General features: G+C 38.8%; 13 protein-coding genes. 2 read left to right on the top strand and 11 right to left on the bottom strand.

Going from position 1 to position 18,127, the window contains the following annotated elements:
- Window positions 1–42: 42 nt before the first annotated feature.
- Both AB4653_RS02825 and AB4653_RS02820 read right to left on the bottom strand, forming a co-directional pair.
- The gene (locus tag AB4653_RS02825; protein WP_102258376.1) at window positions 43–1,851 is read right to left on the bottom strand and encodes a hypothetical protein; all 1,809 of its coding nucleotides are present in this window, start codon (window positions 1,849–1,851) and stop codon (window positions 43–45) included.
- A gap of 10 nt (window positions 1,852–1,861) precedes the next feature.
- Window positions 1,862–2,131: a hypothetical protein gene (locus AB4653_RS02820; RefSeq protein WP_136975324.1), complete on the bottom strand. Its 270-nt coding sequence runs from the start codon at window positions 2,129–2,131 to the stop codon at window positions 1,862–1,864.
- Between the two features lie 353 nt (window positions 2,132–2,484).
- Between AB4653_RS02820 and AB4653_RS02815 the strand changes: the two genes are divergently transcribed.
- Window positions 2,485–3,105 (top strand): hypothetical protein, encoded by a 621-nt coding sequence (locus AB4653_RS02815; RefSeq protein WP_102258378.1) that lies wholly within the window; start codon window positions 2,485–2,487, stop codon window positions 3,103–3,105.
- Window positions 3,106–3,314: 209 nt separating this feature from the next.
- Here AB4653_RS02815 and AB4653_RS02810 read toward each other — a convergent pair whose 3' ends face one another.
- From AB4653_RS02810 to AB4653_RS02790, 5 genes are read right to left on the bottom strand one after another with little or no spacing between them, the layout of a single operon-like run.
- Window positions 3,315–3,863 carry an exonuclease domain-containing protein gene (locus AB4653_RS02810; protein WP_102258380.1) on the bottom strand — a complete coding sequence of 183 codons (549 nt, stop codon included), beginning with the start codon at window positions 3,861–3,863 and terminating at the stop codon, window positions 3,315–3,317.
- Window positions 3,863–5,326 (bottom strand): hypothetical protein, encoded by a 1,464-nt coding sequence (locus AB4653_RS02805; RefSeq protein WP_133151979.1) that lies wholly within the window; start codon window positions 5,324–5,326, stop codon window positions 3,863–3,865. The genes AB4653_RS02810 and AB4653_RS02805 overlap by 1 nt, the downstream gene beginning before the upstream one ends.
- Window positions 5,327–5,341: 15 nt before the next feature.
- Entirely contained in the window at window positions 5,342–5,902 is a 561-nt protein-coding gene (locus AB4653_RS02800; protein WP_102258382.1) for a hypothetical protein, read from the bottom strand.
- A 12-nt stretch (window positions 5,903–5,914) separates the two neighbouring features.
- Complete coding sequence (locus AB4653_RS02795; RefSeq protein ID WP_102258383.1) at window positions 5,915–6,508, bottom strand: hypothetical protein; 594 nt, start codon at window positions 6,506–6,508, stop codon at window positions 5,915–5,917.
- A gap of 22 nt (window positions 6,509–6,530) precedes the next feature.
- A complete protein-coding gene (locus AB4653_RS02790; RefSeq protein WP_102258384.1) occupies window positions 6,531–7,391 on the bottom strand; it encodes a thioredoxin domain-containing protein in 861 nt (286 codons plus the stop codon).
- 320 nt (window positions 7,392–7,711) lie between these two features.
- Between AB4653_RS02790 and AB4653_RS02785 the strand changes: the two genes are divergently transcribed.
- Window positions 7,712–8,419, top strand: coding sequence for a hypothetical protein (locus tag AB4653_RS02785; protein ID WP_102258386.1), 708 nt, complete (start codon window positions 7,712–7,714; stop codon window positions 8,417–8,419).
- 61 nt (window positions 8,420–8,480) lie between these two features.
- Here AB4653_RS02785 and AB4653_RS02780 read toward each other — a convergent pair whose 3' ends face one another.
- The 4 genes from AB4653_RS02780 to AB4653_RS02765 form a co-directional block, all read right to left on the bottom strand.
- Window positions 8,481–11,273, bottom strand: a complete 2,793-nt coding sequence (locus AB4653_RS02780) for a type IA DNA topoisomerase (protein ID WP_102258387.1) — start codon at window positions 11,271–11,273, stop codon at window positions 8,481–8,483.
- Window positions 11,266–11,616, bottom strand: coding sequence for a hypothetical protein (locus tag AB4653_RS02775; RefSeq protein ID WP_102258388.1), 351 nt, complete (start codon window positions 11,614–11,616; stop codon window positions 11,266–11,268). The genes AB4653_RS02780 and AB4653_RS02775 overlap by 8 nt, the downstream gene beginning before the upstream one ends.
- A gap of 9 nt (window positions 11,617–11,625) precedes the next feature.
- The gene (locus tag AB4653_RS02770; protein ID WP_102258389.1) at window positions 11,626–17,832 is read right to left on the bottom strand and encodes a strawberry notch-like NTP hydrolase domain-containing protein; all 6,207 of its coding nucleotides are present in this window, start codon (window positions 17,830–17,832) and stop codon (window positions 11,626–11,628) included.
- Window positions 17,833–17,843: 11 nt separating this feature from the next.
- A partial coding sequence (locus AB4653_RS02765; protein ID WP_372103289.1) for a hypothetical protein occupies window positions 17,844–18,127 on the bottom strand: 284 nt, incomplete at its 5' end.

The raw sequence follows: 18,127 nt of genomic DNA, 5'->3' as shown, positions 1-18,127 counted from the left end.
TTCCTTCTGAGTTTATTGAATTTCATCCTGACCCTTTACTGTTCAATTTGGCGATACTGTGGCTTGGTAGTCGAAATTGTCTGAAGCATTGTAGATATCATCGATACAGCCTTTTAGTAGTCTTGAGTTATAGGTAAGTTCATCAACTTTATTGAGGTATTCTATGTGGAATTTTTCAATTACTTTATGGCATTCTTTTTCAGATATTTTCCCCATCGCATAACTTCTATTAGACGATTCGAGTGTTTCTGTGGATTTTGTTCTCCATAAGCTTCGAAGTAAGTATGAAGCTGACTCTAAACTGGACCTGAACATTGATGTAGAACTGCAAGTCGTGGATTCTTTATTGGTTAAGTAAAGCTTGTTAGTTGCATCCATAAGCATAGAACCAAGCTTGGGTGCAAGATAAGCAGTATTTATGCCCCAGTTAAAGCGTTGAGTCTCAAATAAGACGGATGTTAATTCTGCAATAGACGGGACGATGAATTGTCTTGCTGATAATGGGTTGTTCGCACTAGCCTTAAACGCAATAGTCTTAGATCTTCTAAACGCTTGTATGTCTTCAGGCATCAAGCCGTTATTGTTCATTACATTGTTAAATTCAGACTGTTCAGATAGAAGGTAAATCGCAATGTTATTACACATTTTTAGATGCTTAATCGACAAGTCGGCATCGCTTTTGTGTAAGTATTTAAGTGGATTTTTAAACGCGTTGTAGTAAGAGTGTTTCGCAAAAGCCATTGCTTGCTCTCTATCGATGCTCGTTACAAATGAGGTGTTTTCAATGGAGTATTCGACGATAAAACTCAAATCATTTAAGAGGGCGGCGTACCTTTTTGCTTGTACATTATCAGAGCCGTTTTCATTCGATGAAACAGACGCAAGTTCTGTGAGAATTTCAATATTATTTAATGCCGTTGAAACATTTGTACCAGTTAAAGAAGCTTGTAGTATTTCAGATGCCTTATGACTATTTTCAAGCCCCCAGATAACATTGACAAGGGAAGACGTTGTTTTATCTATAGCTCTCGTGCAAAACGACACCTTTTTATCCAATATTTCGTCGAACTCATCAAAATCCGTTGGTCGAATGTTATTGTCGTAACTTTTAGCAATTTGCTTTACACACTCTACAATTATGCTTGTAGCGTGGTTCATGCATGATTTCCTGAGCATTTGTTTTTGCTCTGAATTAGGCAAGTCTGATTGTCGGCGATATAGAGTTTCTGCTGTCACTGATATAGCGCCGTGGATGAGGCTTAATGCAGACTCTTTTTCACTAAAAAATTGTATGTGAGACAGTTCATTTTGAACCTTATTCGCAGAGGAAATGATTGAAGAGTTTACGGTCGAAAAGAAATTATCCCTTTCTTGGTAGCGATTGTAACTGTTAATTTGGGTGATTAGGGTTTGTATTTTTCCCTTATCTATACCAGTCATATTAATCAGTTTGTCGGCTGATTCTGTATTCGTCAGTAATGCTAGTATGAATTGTGATTGGATTTTTGATTGTCGTCCCTGCTCCTTTGCTGAAATAGCAAAGATTCGACGATAAATCCACGTTTCGTCTTCAGTGAGCCCCCCAGAAATACGACCTAGGTTTTTTGATTGAGCCTCTATGTTTGCTGCAATTGACGTGATGATGTCTTTTAGTTCGTGAGCAAATTCTTCAGTAGTTGTCGTTTTAGACATAACTTTGAGGACAATAGGGGTTATGGATTTAAAAACACTCATACTAAGAGATGATTGTTTTGACTGTTTAATCGAAGTTGTCTTAACCTGAACCTTGTAATCTTCGCCTTGGCTATCATTAATTTTTTGGTTCAAAACATCCTTAATGCGATTACCCATAATTCATTCCTTACAAGCACATGGCTAGGTTGGTGTTAGCGTTTAGCCTTGTTTCGTTCACTAAATGCGTCATTAGGTCTTGAGTAAATTTGCGAATATCTAGAGTCTTACCTTTATTAGCATTGGTGTAGTTGAGGAAGAACGTACATAGATCTTTAGTCTCATATCTAACTTCGCCATTTATCTCTGTTTTGATGCAGTGACTATTGCAAGTTTCAATAACGGCATCGAGGCAGAACAGGTGTTGTAAAGTAGGGTCAACTGCGGTTTTAAGTTCCATGAACAAACGTAATTCTCCGTCACTTTCTACATGAACAAGTTCGTTGTATACAGTTTTACCAAGGGTCAGAACAGAATTAGAATGTGTACTGTAAAGGAGAAAAGCTTCGATTAGTGCTTGTTGATCTTTTTGTAAATTGTGACCATGATAACAAAATATGCTCATAGCACCCGAATGTATAAATAAATGGTCAATAAATGACATAGTAATCGCTCTATAAAGTTTGTTAACCAATAGTGAATAATGTATCTTGACGAAAGTTAGGTAAAAAGTGTGACGAAAATAGGGTTTTAACCTCAAGATATTCAGTTTACACACTATACAATAAATAGGCTTTAGAGAGCAGTAAAATTATGAGAATTGATTTAGGACAGGGCAGCGCAAGGATGGTCAACAGCGTAGAGCAAATACCAAAAATGAACGCTGTGTTTGGTGAATTTATGCTTGAGCAGATAAATGGTGATAAATTTACCGTCAATGAAGATAATGTGGCTGGTCACCAAGAGTATGACGATTTTCTTTTGGAAGTGCCGGGCGAATTGCGTGTTCACCTCATTGATGACTTATCGCGATTTCGCATAAACCGCTCCCTATCTCAATATATGGTAATTGCCTTAGAAGTCCCTCAATTAGAAATATTAAAATCTATATCTGAAGTCACTGATTTCAACGTGACGATTATTAATGAGTCTATTTATCTACGTCTATTTTTGTTTAGCCAATTTTTCACATTCAAAGTGTCCGTTACCTCCGATGATTGCTCAGCTATGAGTGATTATTTTAAAGCCCTTCGCTCTCGTAAACCTGTTGCTTTAACTGTTATTCAATCAGAAGTGCATACATCATATACAGATATAGCCAGGATGGTTGCAGAAGAGGTAGCTACGGGGGATGTACATAGGTGTGATATTTCTCAAAACCCAAAAGCATACGTACAAAAGGATAGATTTCTTATTAATGCAAGCCCACTTTAATATGCCAATAGATACAGATTCAATTTTAAGGCAGATGACCATAGAATCTTTGTCTACTCGATGTGATTCAGTAACTGACACTGTAGCTTTAGCAAAGTTAAAAGTTTCTCTAGAAGCTATTGTTAACCACGGTATTAAGCCAATTGAATCAGCTAAAGAGGCGTCAGAAACCCCATCCAATGTTGTATTGCTTAGCCAATCCATTCAATTTAAGCGATAAACTCTGGCGTTGAATTTACAATAAAACTCTCTACTTTGCTGGTGGTTACCCTACCTAAGCGCCTGTGCAGCTCCATGTGAAGTTTGGTATCATATAGTGAGCGATGTGTACTCCTTCTTATCCCAAGGCTGTCATCAAGGCTTACATGCTTTCCGCTGTATGTTTTTACTGCCTGTAGTAAGCATATACCTTTGATCATCATTCTTTCCATCCTATTATCACCGGTTAGCATCCCAGAATGGTGTATGAAATCCAAATCAAACTGTAAATTATAGCTCACTAAAATCGTAGAATTAGGTCTTTCAGCAATAGTATCGATGACATCAGATATCGTCGGAAGTGAGTTATCGTTTAAATCTTCAATACTAATGCCGGTTATCGCTTGCGCTTCCAGGGTTAAAGATTCTGCACCAGATATTAAGCTGTTGAAAATCACTGAACCCTCTGCAGTTAAAGAACTTGACTCAATTATCGATAGCTCGACTACTTCATCATAAGCTCGGTTGCCGCTTATCTCTAAATCTATGTACCAGTACATTAACTTTTGACTTTAGGTTGTCGAATTAACGTTTGTTGAATTCGATACTCTGGATCGTTGTCTAGTTTCTGCTTGTGTTCATTGTATTCAACTGTCGGATCGTAAGGAAATAGTTCTGAGTATGGGTGATCAGGTAATGTTACTATGGTGTCAAATTGGTCGCAGTCTTTAGGGATGTTCATATTTTCCAAATTACTAAATGCTTGGTCTACAGTGGGGAATACATGACGTCTTTTGCGAGTGTACTCGGCTTCAAAGTGCGCTTTAATACCTGCAGTTTCTATTGTCGAACCCGGTAGCCCCTCGTCATTCATTGCGTACCATAACTGCCTGTCCATAATCTTTAAATATCCAAATTGTGATGAAGAAAGCTTTCCTAGACTCCTGGACTCTCTAAGTAGGCGCCTTAAAAATGTTTCAGCAAATGCATGTTGAGATAAATATTCCAATACAATTTCATTCTCCATAACTATTGGAAGTACTCTTGCTATTTCATCTTCGATGTAGGTTACATCATGCTCGTCATTCAGAAAATATGAGTAATCACCTAACATTTGGAAGCGGAAATCCTCGTTAACCCCAAGGGAATGTTTGATCTTTTGAGTAGCATTGTAGTTATGATAAGCGAGCGAGATAAGTTCATGCTCTAAAGCTTTGAACTTATTTTTATAAACCTTTTTTAAAATCGTAGGGGTTACCCATTTTATGAGTTTTATGCGTTTAACCCTTTTTTTTGCGTCATTTATCCTTTCTGGCGAAATCAAATCAGGTAGTTCACTTATGCGAGATGCAAAAATACAAATAAAAAAATGAAACTGGAATGGTAGGTTGAGTACGTCATCCACTGTCTTAATGGGGTATCGTAGTTGTTTAGAGAATATTTCTGTAGCTAATGGAAGATCAAATATCACTGTATTTGTGGGCCTGTGTGGTCTAATGATTTTTGTCCTCTTTAGTCCAGATCGTACGTTTTCTCTTGCTGCAAATCGACTTACATTTACGTCTAAACTCTCTTTTATTGGATTGTGCTTAATCAGATATCGATTATATCGCCATAGTACCGATTGTTGTTCTATCAAGGAGTCCAAATTCAATCTTTCCTTGAATTTATCTGCGTGTCTATTCTTTGTTACAACACGCTTTATTCCAGGTATAGATATAAGGAGATACAGCCAAGTTGTAACAAACATTACAGATTGCTCCACTTGGTATACGTGACCATATTCCAGTAGCCTAAGTTCTTCTAAGTTATCGAATGACTTAATGATGTTGGCGTGAGGAACTGTAATAAAGTCGGGTAGAGGGAGGTTTGACCAAATAAATGAGTCTGCGTAACGCCATAAGGCCCAAGGTATTGTTATGATTTCATCGAAATAATATAAGGTGCCACATATGAGAGTTCCTGCGATCATTAAGATTACGAATAGCGTGTCGCTGCTTCCATTTCCGTTGTGTTCTGACAATTGGCTTACCTTTTTTTATTTGTTGTTGGATTCTAGTTTTTTGAGATTATCTAGTGCTTCACCCATAAACGGAAAGGCAGGGTGAACCAATTTCTTCTTGTGATAAACGCCCTTGTCTAAGAACTTAATGTTATTGAAATCTGTAACCATCCATGAAAGAGGGAATAGAGCACCTACTAGCACCTGCTTTTGTCTGTGCAAATTAACAACCCACATTTTTAAGAATTGCAAACCACAGTTCACACTTATTGCTGTGTATGCAATGGAGTCTGTTAGGTCGAAGATAAGAGCAACACAACAAACATTGGCGGCGAATACTGATATATAGATGCCGTATTTATTATGCCTAGCTCTATTTTTGTGGCGCTCTATGATGATTTCTTGGTTTTCCGTTGTAATGTTATTGGTCAATATTTGGTGCGCCCAATCAACTGCAGAAAGGCCTTTAATCCTCTTGTTTTCAACTTGGTGCCATTGTTCAGAAGCTTGAGCCCAAGGAGCTTTAGCTTTGCCTCCTAACGTACCTGCCCACGATGGATTAAGCAGAGTCTTTAATGACGATTTAACTATCCCCATAAGTTATTACTCTTATTGTGAATTGACTTTACAAAATAGATTTGAGGGTAGGTCGTAACCTTCAGTTTTGGCCTTACACAGATAAGCTTGGTCTGAATAGTGGTTTTTAGGTGTTAACATCATGAGGTAATCACCTATGACTCTGTCTTGTACTTGAGAGTAGAAGAATAAGGGTTTATAAGGCCCTAATCGCTTAGAAACGCATGCAGTTATGATATTGTCGTAGTCGGAGCCTCTATGAGCTCTGGATACTATTTTGAGTTCGGCTTCATTGTTTAAAGACCAACAGGTGCGACGTAAATTTTCTTCCAATCTGTAAGATTTATCGCTCGAAAATTCTGTTTTAATGAAAAGTTGTTGCCAATCTTGGTCGTCAATAAGAGTTACTGGGTTACGTTTCAGCAATGAATCTAAATAAGAAGGGTTATAGTCAGATGTGACATTGAAGTGTCTTGTATCTTTCAGTAAGTCTGTTGTTACTTGAATAGGATCACCAACATCGTAGTTACTTTGAGGTTTTATCGAGCATCCGGCAATAAGGGGGCCTAAACAGACGGTGAGTACCATTAGTGTTGTTTTTTTGTAAATTAGAGTATTTGCAGTCACTTGCTGTACCTTGTCTTAATCTTTATGGGTTGATGTGTTTAACGACGTTTTTGTATGGCTGAAAACCTAACCAATTGGATGTTTTAGTTAGTGTTAGGGGGGTAGCACCAGCTACGCCAAATGGAGTTAGTAGTTCTTTTGTTTTGCCCACGATTTTTCGTGCGTCATCCACGGTTACCTTGCAATCGTAATCTTTAGCTGTAGGTAATCGATTGGCAATATTGTGAAGGAATTGATCTAAGTCTGAAGCGCATAGCATCTTTTGGACTTCACGTAATTTATAGACGGAGAGGTTGTCAGAGTAAATGGTCGGAATGATTTTAACGTTTCCGTTCCTATGTAAAACTTCAGTAATCGTTTCTCGATAGAAACGCTTACATTCAGGACATGTAGGGTCAAAAATTACAACCATTGAAACAGGCGCATTTGGTAAGTCTGATGTTAACTCAAAGGCGGTAGCGTTGGTTAAGGCTTGAGCCATACTAGCTCTCAGTGGGTAAATCTTCGGGTCACCTTCATTGCAGTAAAATAATTTGCAGTCCCAATTTGGTATTGTTCTATCTATTTGTGACTTTGTTTTCGTCGGTGGTGTTTGAGTTAATTTTGTAGATTGAAGTATTTGAGAGTTGAGAACGACAGTAGGTACATTTCTATGCAGTTCAGGTTTGATATCGTCGACTGTTTTTGATTGCTCTTTGTATAACATCAAACTTTCGGTCGTAGGTTTGTCATCTACGATAACCTCAATGGATTGCAATGATTGATTCGAGCTGTTTTGTTTAGCAAGCAAGCTGTATGCATATATAGAGGCGATACTGGTCATAACAATCAGTATAAGCCCTAACAAAACAATAATGATTATATTAAATTGTCTGCTCTGCATTTCCACTCTCCATTTAACAGTGTCTTTTCTATGGACTTCGGCAAACCAAATTTGCTGATGTAAATCCGACTTTTGCGAGTATTCCCCTCAACGCTGAAGTTCACATTCTCGGCGATACTGTAATATTCGACATTGTTGCTATATCCATTTAAGACATCCTGTATTTCTGACTCATGGCTTAGGTGGTGTATACCAAGTATTTCCCGTCGTTCGCTACTTGTTGGGTTTCTAACAAAGACTATCATTTTTACTTGCTTTCCATTTATACTACTATGTGTAAATAGACTATATCAGAATTCTTATATTGTGTAAGGTGGATAATGTTAAACCTAAAGAAATCTACATCGATCACGGTTATGGTGCTTTCGCTTTCAGGTTGCTTTGTTAATGAGTCGGATAGCCTGTTGTTAAAGCGAGTCAATGAGCTCCATGATAATGTGTCCAAAACTCAGCATTTACTTGCGTTAGGCGAACTGTCTTCAAAGCAAAAAGTATCTAAAGCGATTGAGGAAAACCCTAAGCTTGGAGTGATAGCATCGTATTACATTTCAAATAAGCGGAGATCACTGAATGACGAGGGTTTTATCGAAGAATTATTGTCTATTAATAGTCTGTTATTGAGCGAATCATCGATGGTTTCGATGTATCGCACTTTAAAAGCAAATGGTGTTCCTAGCGTAAAGGTTCTTTCTATAAATAATGCTCCCAATCTAGTTGGCTATCAGGTAAGAGATAAGTGGAAGTTAGTTGTATCAAAATCATCGTCTTATGCCTTTAATTATCCTTACAATGCATTTGAATTGAGTCAGTATGAAAAACTGTCATACACGAATGATATCTGCAATCAGGGGTATGAACCGTTAGCTATCCCAACATTGCTCGTAGATCTTAATTATCAAGGTGAAGTGCCGCAGGTTTCAGTTGTAGATGAGGGGAATTCATGGCGTGTAATCATCGATGATGAATCAGTTAATGCTCACCGATTCTTCAAGGCGCTTGTTGAAGTAAAATGTAGGTTAGCTAGCTGACGAAGTAGATTGGAATCTTAGTTAAAACGCTCACTATTTTGAGCGTTTTTTTGAATGTAATTTATTGAATTATTGGTTGGCCAGCTCCTCCAAGAGTTAGAATGACACCTTTAGCATTTACCTTGAATGTATGTTTGTTTATACAAGTAGCCTTGTGAGTCAATTTGTTAATCTTAAGTTCTTCCTTGCAATTAGGACATGCATTGACAGTTGGTTTGACCTGGCTAGAGTTGTTTTTCCCTTTGTTGAAGTGTTTATCCAAATCAGGTTGACCATTAGAGTCGCAATCTATGAATGTCATACATTTACTTGCCCCTTTAGCATTTGTATTTGAACAACGATACAGAGGCTTGTTTTTGGCTTTAATTAATTTGCCATTACGACAATTCGGACAGTCCACCAGCTTCGCGAGCTCTTCAACTTTAGCATTCCAACCATCAATATCAGGAGATCCATTCTTATCATTTAATGAAGTATTGCACTTACCCTTTCCTTGATCACAACTCCACCAAACACGTTGTGCGTCGGTCTTCATTTGGTTAAATTTCAGATAGCCCGGGCCACATGAAGGGCATTTGTGAGTATGATTACGTTTAAATTCAATTTCGTATAAGTCAAAGTTTGGAGAACCATTAATATCCTCTATGTATGTCTTACACTTTTTATCGTTTTCACACATCCAAAATGGAGTTCTTTCCTGATCTCGCTTAAACAAATTTTTAAGGAAGCCAGATTTGCACTTAGGACAGTTGTATTTATGATTACGTTCATATTCAGAGAGGTCGGGTGTAAATATTAGACTTGAGTTGCTGTCTGGTTTAGCTGCACAGAGGAAATTGCACTCTTTTGTACAAAAGAACCACCGCTTAGGGTTGTCTGCGTTTTCACGACTTAGAGAAAGTTTAAGCTTTTTGCATTTAGGGCAATCGAATTGTGATTTTTGAGCGGGTTTGTAATCGGTATTCGGGTTGTTATCTTTATCGGGGTAGAAACCTTCACAATTTTCGGTAGTACAGCTCCAATACGTAAACTTCTTCTTTTGGTTTATTTTCTTGATAAGTGATTCTTTATCGCATTTAGGACAATGGCAGAATCGAATAGTGCTCTTGCTATGTGCAACAAAACTCTCTATTTCCATATCAAGTTCCGCGTTTAGCTTAGGTACGAGCATGTCATAAGTAGTTCTACCAGACGCTACCTTGTCAATTTCTAATTCCATTGCAACGGTGAAATCATATTCCACAAATTTAAACCTATTTTTTAGGTTGCTAATGAGGTCGGTACCATTTTTCATAGGACTTAAAAAACGGCCATCAGCCTTAATGTACGGTCTAGAGTAGAGCGTTTTAAAAATAGTGGCATAAGTTGATGGTCGACCAATACCGCGCTTCTCAAGGTCGCAGACAAGACTTGCCTCGGTATATCTAGATGGTGGCTTGGTTGTTTTCTTTTGGACTGAGCAATTGAGGACTTGTACGCTTTGATCATTAAAGACTTCAGGTATCAATTGTTCAGACGGTTTTTCATCGAATTCACCTAATTCCTCAGATTCAGAGTAAATGCTTTTCCATCCATCAAAAACTGGAATGCGACCGTGAGCTTTGAATCTAACGGGTACAGAAGCAATTTCGAATCCTCCATCTAGCACGACTTCAGAGGTGCTAAATAGAGCATCACTCATTTGTGACGCTACAGTTCTGCAAAAGATGAGCTTATATAAATCGCGCTCTTGAGCGTTTGTTAACAGTGATAGATCGTAATTGAAATTGGTAGGTCGAATGGCTTCATGGCCAGCTTGAGCGCCATTCGGGTTTGGGTATGAATTGATTGTTGGGGATAAGTACCTGTCCGTCCCTTTCCCTTTCTGCCAGGTATCGATGAAATCTCGAACTAATTTAAGAGAGTCTGCTTCGAATGTAGTGCTATCTGTTCGGTGGTACGTAATTAGACCTTTTTCGAAAAGCCCTTGAGCCGCGAGCATAGCCTGTTCAGTAGATAACCCAATAGAATTCGAAGCACTCTGTATCATTGTTGATGTTGTAAAAGGTGCGTGAGCTTTGGTTTTCGAGTCCTTTTGTGAAAAGCTAACAACGCGAATTGTGCCGCGACGAAACACTTCGTCGGAGATCGTCTGGATGAATTTAGGATTAGTGATATGACGTTGTTTAGGCCTTCCTGCATCGTCAAGCAATTGTGGAGATAGTAAATGGTCGATTTTCCCTGTGGCAATCATCGACTCGACATCCAATTTGGACATCCACTGTTTCCCATTTGGAGCAGGGTGTAAAATGCTTAAATCATGGTATGGGACTCTAGAGAATTTATCGATTAATTCTTGTCTATCTACAAGCAGCCTCAAAGCTGGAGATTGAACTCGACCTGCAGAGGGTAGAGATAGCAACTTGCTGGTTAGGCCACTTACTTTAAAACCGACTAATCTATCCAGAACCCGACGTGATTCTTGTGCGTAAACTTGGTTCATATCAAGTTTTCGTGGGTTATTTAATGCTTTTAAAATGCCATCTTTGCTTAGGTTGTTTGTGGTGCATCGTATGTAATTATCGCCTAGATCTAATGCGTCGACTAAGTGCCAACCGATTGCTTCACCTTCTCTATCTAAATCGGTCATAATGACGACTTGAGAACATTGTTTAGCCGCCCTTTTGAGGGCAGCAATAACATCTGGTTTAGTTTCGACGTAAATAGGTCGAAGATTTTCATCTAAGCCCATGTCGTTACTCGGTAAGTCTCGAATATGACCAACACTGGCCTTAATTATGTATTCATCACCAAGATATTTTTGGAAGTTTTCAATTTTCTTCGGAGATTCTACGATTAAAAGTGTTTTAGCCATACACCACCGCCGCCGTGTCAGTGTAACTATCAAAGTAATGATCTATAGAAATAATGTCTGATCCCACACTAACCCAGTTTACTTCACCTTCCAAATCGACAAGCATCCCGTGAGATAGGTCGTCAGCACCAAGTATTTTTTGAATTATCACTTGGTTCTTATAGAAATCTTCTGTGTCCTCGTCAGCACCAACCTCAGATACAGTTACCAAAAAGATATAGTGAACTCCCCTTTCGGGGAACTCCACTTCAAGAGGTTCTGCATCATCGGATAGGTTATTCACCAATTCATTAAACTGCTGATTGTAATTGACCAAATCAGGCCACACTTCATAAAATTTCATTACATTTCCTTATGGCGTTGGTGAAAAAAGATTAGAAATTTCTTCTGAGTTTTGGTTGTTGTTCAGTTCATCTAACAGTTCTGATGTCGAGGTGGCATCCATCGGCAGAGATTCTGCAATGGCTTCGTCCATTTCTATTTCATCTGCAATGTCGTTTTCTTCGAAGAAATTCATAATGTCTTCGACTTCATCTTCGTCATGTTCTGCCTGGTCGATGCTTTCATTTGGCACTGTCTCTGCAGTTGAAGTAGGAGAATTTACGTTTTCATTCACTGCAAGGTCAGAACTAAATAGGTTGTCCACATCGGTGAATTCGTCCTCAACTTCAGGATTCGGAGGGTTATTGGAAGCAATTGAATTTGCATTCTCGACGTTCAATAGATTACCTTCGCTTTCAGTATGCAGCGTTGTATTACCGACTTGCGATTGAAGGCTGGAAATAATGTCATCATTTAGATCTTCTGAGTGAACCCCTTCAAATACCGGTAAAGTGGTATCTATAGCGGCCTCTATTTCTTCAATTAGTTCTGAACTAACATCTGAAATACCTTCAGTATTAGATAATGAATGATCTTCCATTTCCACTTTTTCTGGTTGAGCGATACATGCGTCGGGTTGAGTTTGAGCACGTACTTCTCCAACCAGATCCGCTAAATCATGTGATATTTCTTCATCTGATTTATCACTTGCAACTTCAGCTTTATTTGTAGGTTTAATATCGTCTTCTATTTCTGGCAGTCCCCCAGCCAATGTAAGAGATTCTTCAATTTCAGATTTTGCGTTTTCTATGCTGTTCGAATTTTCTAATACAACCTCTATGTCGCTCTCCATATCAGCTTCCGACTCTAATGCAACCATCGCATCGTTGATGGTCATTTGGTCCTTGCTTGTTGCGGAGTTGTCGATTTCTTGCGTAGATGAATGAGAGAATTTAGCCAGAACTCTATTGGTTTGTTTCTTCAAAAGATCCAGTTCATTACCGCTAATAAGAATATTAAAGCCAGCATCATTAAGGACTTCTAAGGCAAAAGATGAATCTTCGAGATCGAAGTAGTACTCAGAATACAATCCAGTTTTCTTGTTAAATCCGTCTTTGAATACTTCTCTTGAATCAAACGGGTTCGAGTTAGCTAGTATTCGACGTCCCGCTTTTGTTTTAGGCAGTTTAATTTTAATAGGTGATGCAGCATCACCTATGATAACAGCACCCTGTTGTTTAGTATCACTTCCTATGGAGGAGATATGATCGAAGATATAAACGTTAGGTAATTGCTGCAGATTCAATTCATAGTGCTTAAGGATAATTCCATTCGCTTCATGATTCGCTCCAAACTGTTGATTCATTATTTTTTCAAAAGTGAGGTCTTTTCTTGCGCGAATTACAGGAACTGAACGTCCATTATCTAAATCTTTTAGAATGATTTGGGAACCCATTCGGGTTTCAGCATTCAAGCGAGCTGCTTCAACTATGTTACCTTTAAGTATATTGATAAATTCGATGCCACCGGATAGTTTGAGGCTTCTAAATTCTTCATTGATAGCATGATCGTTGCTATACATCCCAAGTGAGTTGTTCTTAACGTCCTCCGGTCCACTAAAATACTGCGAAAATGTCATAGCAGACATTTTTTTACCGATCTCACCTTTGGTAGAGTAGTACTCAACGTTGTAAAGCCACGGGTTCAGAATGTTGTGATTATCTTTTGGAAACTCCAAATTTGAAATGACGATTTTTCGACCATCTTGAATGTTTAAGACCTGTCCAATTTTAACGCTCTTAGTTAAAATCGAAATCGTTTCAAAGTTGCGCAATGCAGTTTTAACTTTGTTGCTATCAGGCATGGCCAGAGCTTCTTCAACACTAGAAATAGTAGCGGCACCAGCACTGCGGTTACGTAATGATACAAGGGCGCTTTGATTGTGCTGAAGTAGTGCTCGTTCAAGACCTTTTTCTTTTAGCTTGATCAGGTGGATACCTAGCTCAGTAAGGTTAGAGTTAGGTTTTTGCAAATATTCAGATAGAGACTTCAAAGACCTATGAATATTCGTTTCAAGGACTTCGGTGTTCATTTGAATTGGAGGGTGTTCTAGCTTAATTTGCTCTAGGATCACAGGTTTTTCAAATTCACTGACGTAATGAGTTTTAGTCGTGCCAGAAAGAGTACTTTCTTTAATGGTAGTGATTTTTCCTGAAACCATTCGCGTATTTATTGGGTCTAAACCTTTTGAGCGTTCAGCTTCCAATTTCGAATTATAGAACGAGGTCAACTCATCAAGTAGGGAGTTTTGCTGTTCGTAATTCAACAGTGACATACGACCTAGCACCTTAGTTGAGAGGCTGCTAATCTCATTACTATTGAATGCATCAGATCCAAAATCTTGAATGTTTTGCTGTTCAGATTGAGAAAAATCTAACAGTTCCATTATTTCTTGCTGTTCAGATAAGTATTCAGCAACGACGTTGTTACCAAAGTTGTTCATCAAATTTGGTATGGTATTTGTAGCTCGAATCGATTGTGAGTTACCGGTTGTCGATGCAGATAATCTTAATCGGTTTCGTTCACTGATAGCCAATAAACGTGCTTCTACGGGCATTCCAGTTATTACTTTACTTGATTTTGATGTGGTTACTTGGCCTTTGCGCTCTCCACGTCCGAATAGCTGTTCTTCTTGGGTTACATCGAAGAATGAACTCATTAGGAAGGTATGACGGCGATTTTGAGCACCAGTCTGTTTAAAGTTACCTTGTGCATGAAGTGAGATTCCCTCGGTTCCAGACCTTGTAACAATGATTGCGTTTGCTTTATTTGAGTTAAAGTCATATTGAGCTTGGGGTTTGTCATCAAATTTCGTTGGTTCTATGACGTAACCATTGCCGTCGTCACTTAAACGAACATGAAGTTTTCGGCCTGATACTTCGGTTGAAGTCATACCTTGCTTTGCCAACTCTGTCTTAACGACATCAATAGGCGAAAGAGGTAAAGTTGGCATCTTGGAAATAAGATCAGATACTTCTTTCTCTAGGGCGTCTAACTTCTGGAATGTGGGAGAGGTTATATCTAATTCACTACGCCAGTGAACATCTTCGGTAGTTATGGTGGGAAGTGCTTCCTCGCCTATTTTATTAGCTGCAGCAATTTGTGCCGGTGTCGGCTCTATTGTTACTTTTACTTTGCGATTACCTTCGCGAATTAGCCAACGGTCTAGAGCTACTTTGAAATCGGGGAACACTGCTAGTTCAATAGGTTTGCCACTTTCTATACCTTCAGTCTCACAAATTGAATCGTAAAGAAAGCGTAATTGCTGTTCAGCAGTTTTATCTACACCGATAATTGGCTTTTCGCTATTGTTTATGGAATATATTGCACTCCTAGCGATTTCTTCAGATCGAAGAGCTTCGACAAAAGACTCTGTGATAATGCTGTAAGTACCAGCAAATGACATAATATCTACATCTTTATGTTGATGCTGAAACCTTGAGATAGCTGCGATACCTTTAAAAATTTCACGTCCATACTCTTTCACTTTCTGCATGATTTCAGAAAGTGTGTCTGTTGCTATTTTATTTCGTTGCTGTTGTTTGGACTCAATGATATTAACGATACGTTTGCCATAGTTGTGCTCACGGCGAACCATAGCGCCTTCTGCTATCAACGTAGTTGAAAGTGTCTCGATGAAAGTTGTTCCGCCTTGTCGGACCATTTTTTCAAGAACTTGAGGAGTAAATTCTTCGGGGAATAAATCACTACATTGAGCAATATTCTTTTCGTTTTTAGCCCATGTAGCAGATGCTCGAATGGTTGGGTGCTGTGATTGATCCTTTAAAAGATCGATGACAGCGTTACTGTTAGTGTCTTTACTCGCTATGTTATGTGATTCGTCGAATAAGAATTGCACATTGTTATTCTTAGCGAACTCAATTAACCATTTAGCGCGATCGTTTATACGATCTTCAATCTTAACTTTTTTTCGACCACGAACAGATTTCAAACCGTTGATTTGAGAGTAAGTAGTACAGATTAAGTTTTCATTGATAGAAGTATAGTTGCCTTCTAGATAATCACCTTTTGTTTTGGTAATCGACTTGCTATCAAAAATTACTGAGTTCTGACTCTTATCAACAATATCTTTGCCATCTGGCATAAGGAAAAATGGGTCAATATATTTATCAAGCCCAGTATCACGGATATCCCTGTAGATATCATTTAACAAATCTGGCTTAGAAGTCATGAATATTGGGGTTCGGCCTTGTTTTACAGACCAAGCCATGTATGCCGCTAATGTACGCCCTTTACCCTTACCGGTAGCATCACCCTGTAGGAATGGCTTGTTATTTTTAAGCCTCCAAATACCTAGGGTGATCGCATCTATTTGCTCTGCATCCCAAACTGAGGTGATTTCTTCGCTGGTCATTCCCATCTCTGACATCAAAAATTGATCTGGGTTGCCAACATCTTTAATGAGTTTAATAACAGCTTCGCGATTTGCGTTCACGAAGTTGCTTGGCATTGCGGCCATATCGTTGGCGCGACTTAGTGAGGTGAGTGGGGTATATCGTGACTGAGCGAAGTTCAAATCGTATTTTGAGGATTCAGTTTGGTTTGATGTGTAGTTAGCCAATATATCTGAGATTGAAGTGGTTGAGGTTAAGTCGGTGGATTTAAGGTTAGGCTTCGATGTAATGGTACTTACAAATGCGTCCTTAAGTGCTAGTGATACTTCATAGATATCGTTGACCGAGTACAGAGCTTTGATATCTGTTGGGGCATTGGTGCTACTAGGTATTGGTTTTTTTCCGTTAATGAGGTAAACACGCTTAGCGTTAACTTCCTCGTTATCGCCAAAAATTATCGGTGACGCGTCAAACATATCGACGACATTAAAGTTCTGGAAGATATGATTATGGACATCATAAGATTCCATAGACACGGTACCCAGTGAATAGGAGTCATCAGCGTTCATGACAATCATAGCTTGAGAATTGTCATTCATAGTGTTCAGTGTTTGAACTGCTTCCAACTCAGCTTGATAGTTCACAGTTACACCAAATATTTCCAGAGGTTCATTTAGAGAACCTTGGTTAGTGGCCAATAAAATCTGAGAGCCTGGCGTTACAGCTTGGTTCCCCGCTTGATAAAGGGAAGTTGATGTTTTACCAAATTCATTTTGAAATGCAGTCGAGTATAGTTCATGTCGATTCCCCTGTTCTTTCATGAACCTGATCGGCATTTCGCTAGGAATAAGGGTGGCTAAAGACGTAGTTTTATCATTGATAACGGTAAGTGATTCACAGTTATCAATCGCCTCAAGAAAACTACGGGCCACAAAGGAATAGGCTGGTGGTAATGGCTTGGAGAACATACTATCTCGATGAGAATGCGGCATGTTCGCCATATTGTCGTTTAATGTGGATAGGGTTTCTAAATTTATCGATTCTTTGTTGTGTGTACTACGGATGTCATTTAACAGTAATGAGTTTAAATTAATAATGATATCCGTTTGAACTTCAGCCGCACGATTTGAAGTTAAGCGGATACTCTCTCCACCAGTTTCAATAATCTGATCTAATCGGTTAGGTGTTATAGCTTGACCTGTTTGCTCCATTTCAGCCATTAATGATTTAGCTGCAGCCAATTTAGATGAACTATTTAACCAATCAAATTCCATAAAAGCGTTGGAATTTCTTTTCTTAGCAAACATAAGGTTTTCACCATTTAGGCAATAACGATCGTTCGTTGAAGTTAAGAAAATTTCGGTGCCATTTTCATTTAGGCCGATGGACTCTGCACTCTGTAATGCCAATTGGCTTTTAACAGAATTGACAGAAGAGAACTGTGCTTCAGGGGTGTTTTTGGCGAAGCCTTCCCAAAAGCCTTTAAGTTCACTTGTAGGGGTGTTAACCATTTCAGAGTTAGGGAATATTTCCTGGAGCTTATCGAATTCAATTTTGTTGATAACCAATTGATATAATTTAAGATCACCTTTTGCGATAGGTTCTTTTTTAGTGTACTTCATAGAAGCAAACACTTTTGAGCGGGTAGGGTTAGTGATGCCTAATTGGGTAAACCCTAACCCTTTAAGCATTTCACCTTGCTGTTTTGTTACATTTCCACTAATCGCAACAATTTGCATTTCGGTACCAGGCTTGCCAGGGTTTCTTTCTACAGAGATTTTTGCGTTGTCTGCACTTAGGTCTAGCCATTTCATTGTAGCCATATAAACTCTCTTTACATTCTAAATGAAGTTGATGGGTCGTAATCGTCATTACCGTTAAGCGCGTCAGTTAGGTCACCAAATAGTTCGTCATCCAATAACTGTTCTGAAGCTTCTTCAAGACTTTCATCAACCATGTCTGAATCTTCATCGAATTGTTTAGCTAATTTTTCGTACCTTTCTTCTAGCTCAGATGGGACATCGTTCGATTCATTAACTGAAGAGGTTGGTGCCGCTTTAGGAGCATCGGCTTTAGGCGTTTTGACTTTAGGCGTTTTGACTTTAGGAGCTTCGGCTT

Origin of the sequence: Vibrio sp. 10N.222.48.A3, assembly GCF_041475345.1 — a bacterium.
GTDB lineage: Bacteria > Pseudomonadota > Gammaproteobacteria > Enterobacterales > Vibrionaceae > Vibrio > Vibrio tasmaniensis_A.
Note: the sequence above shows the minus strand (reverse complement) of the source record. Positions and strands in the feature narration are given on the sequence as shown.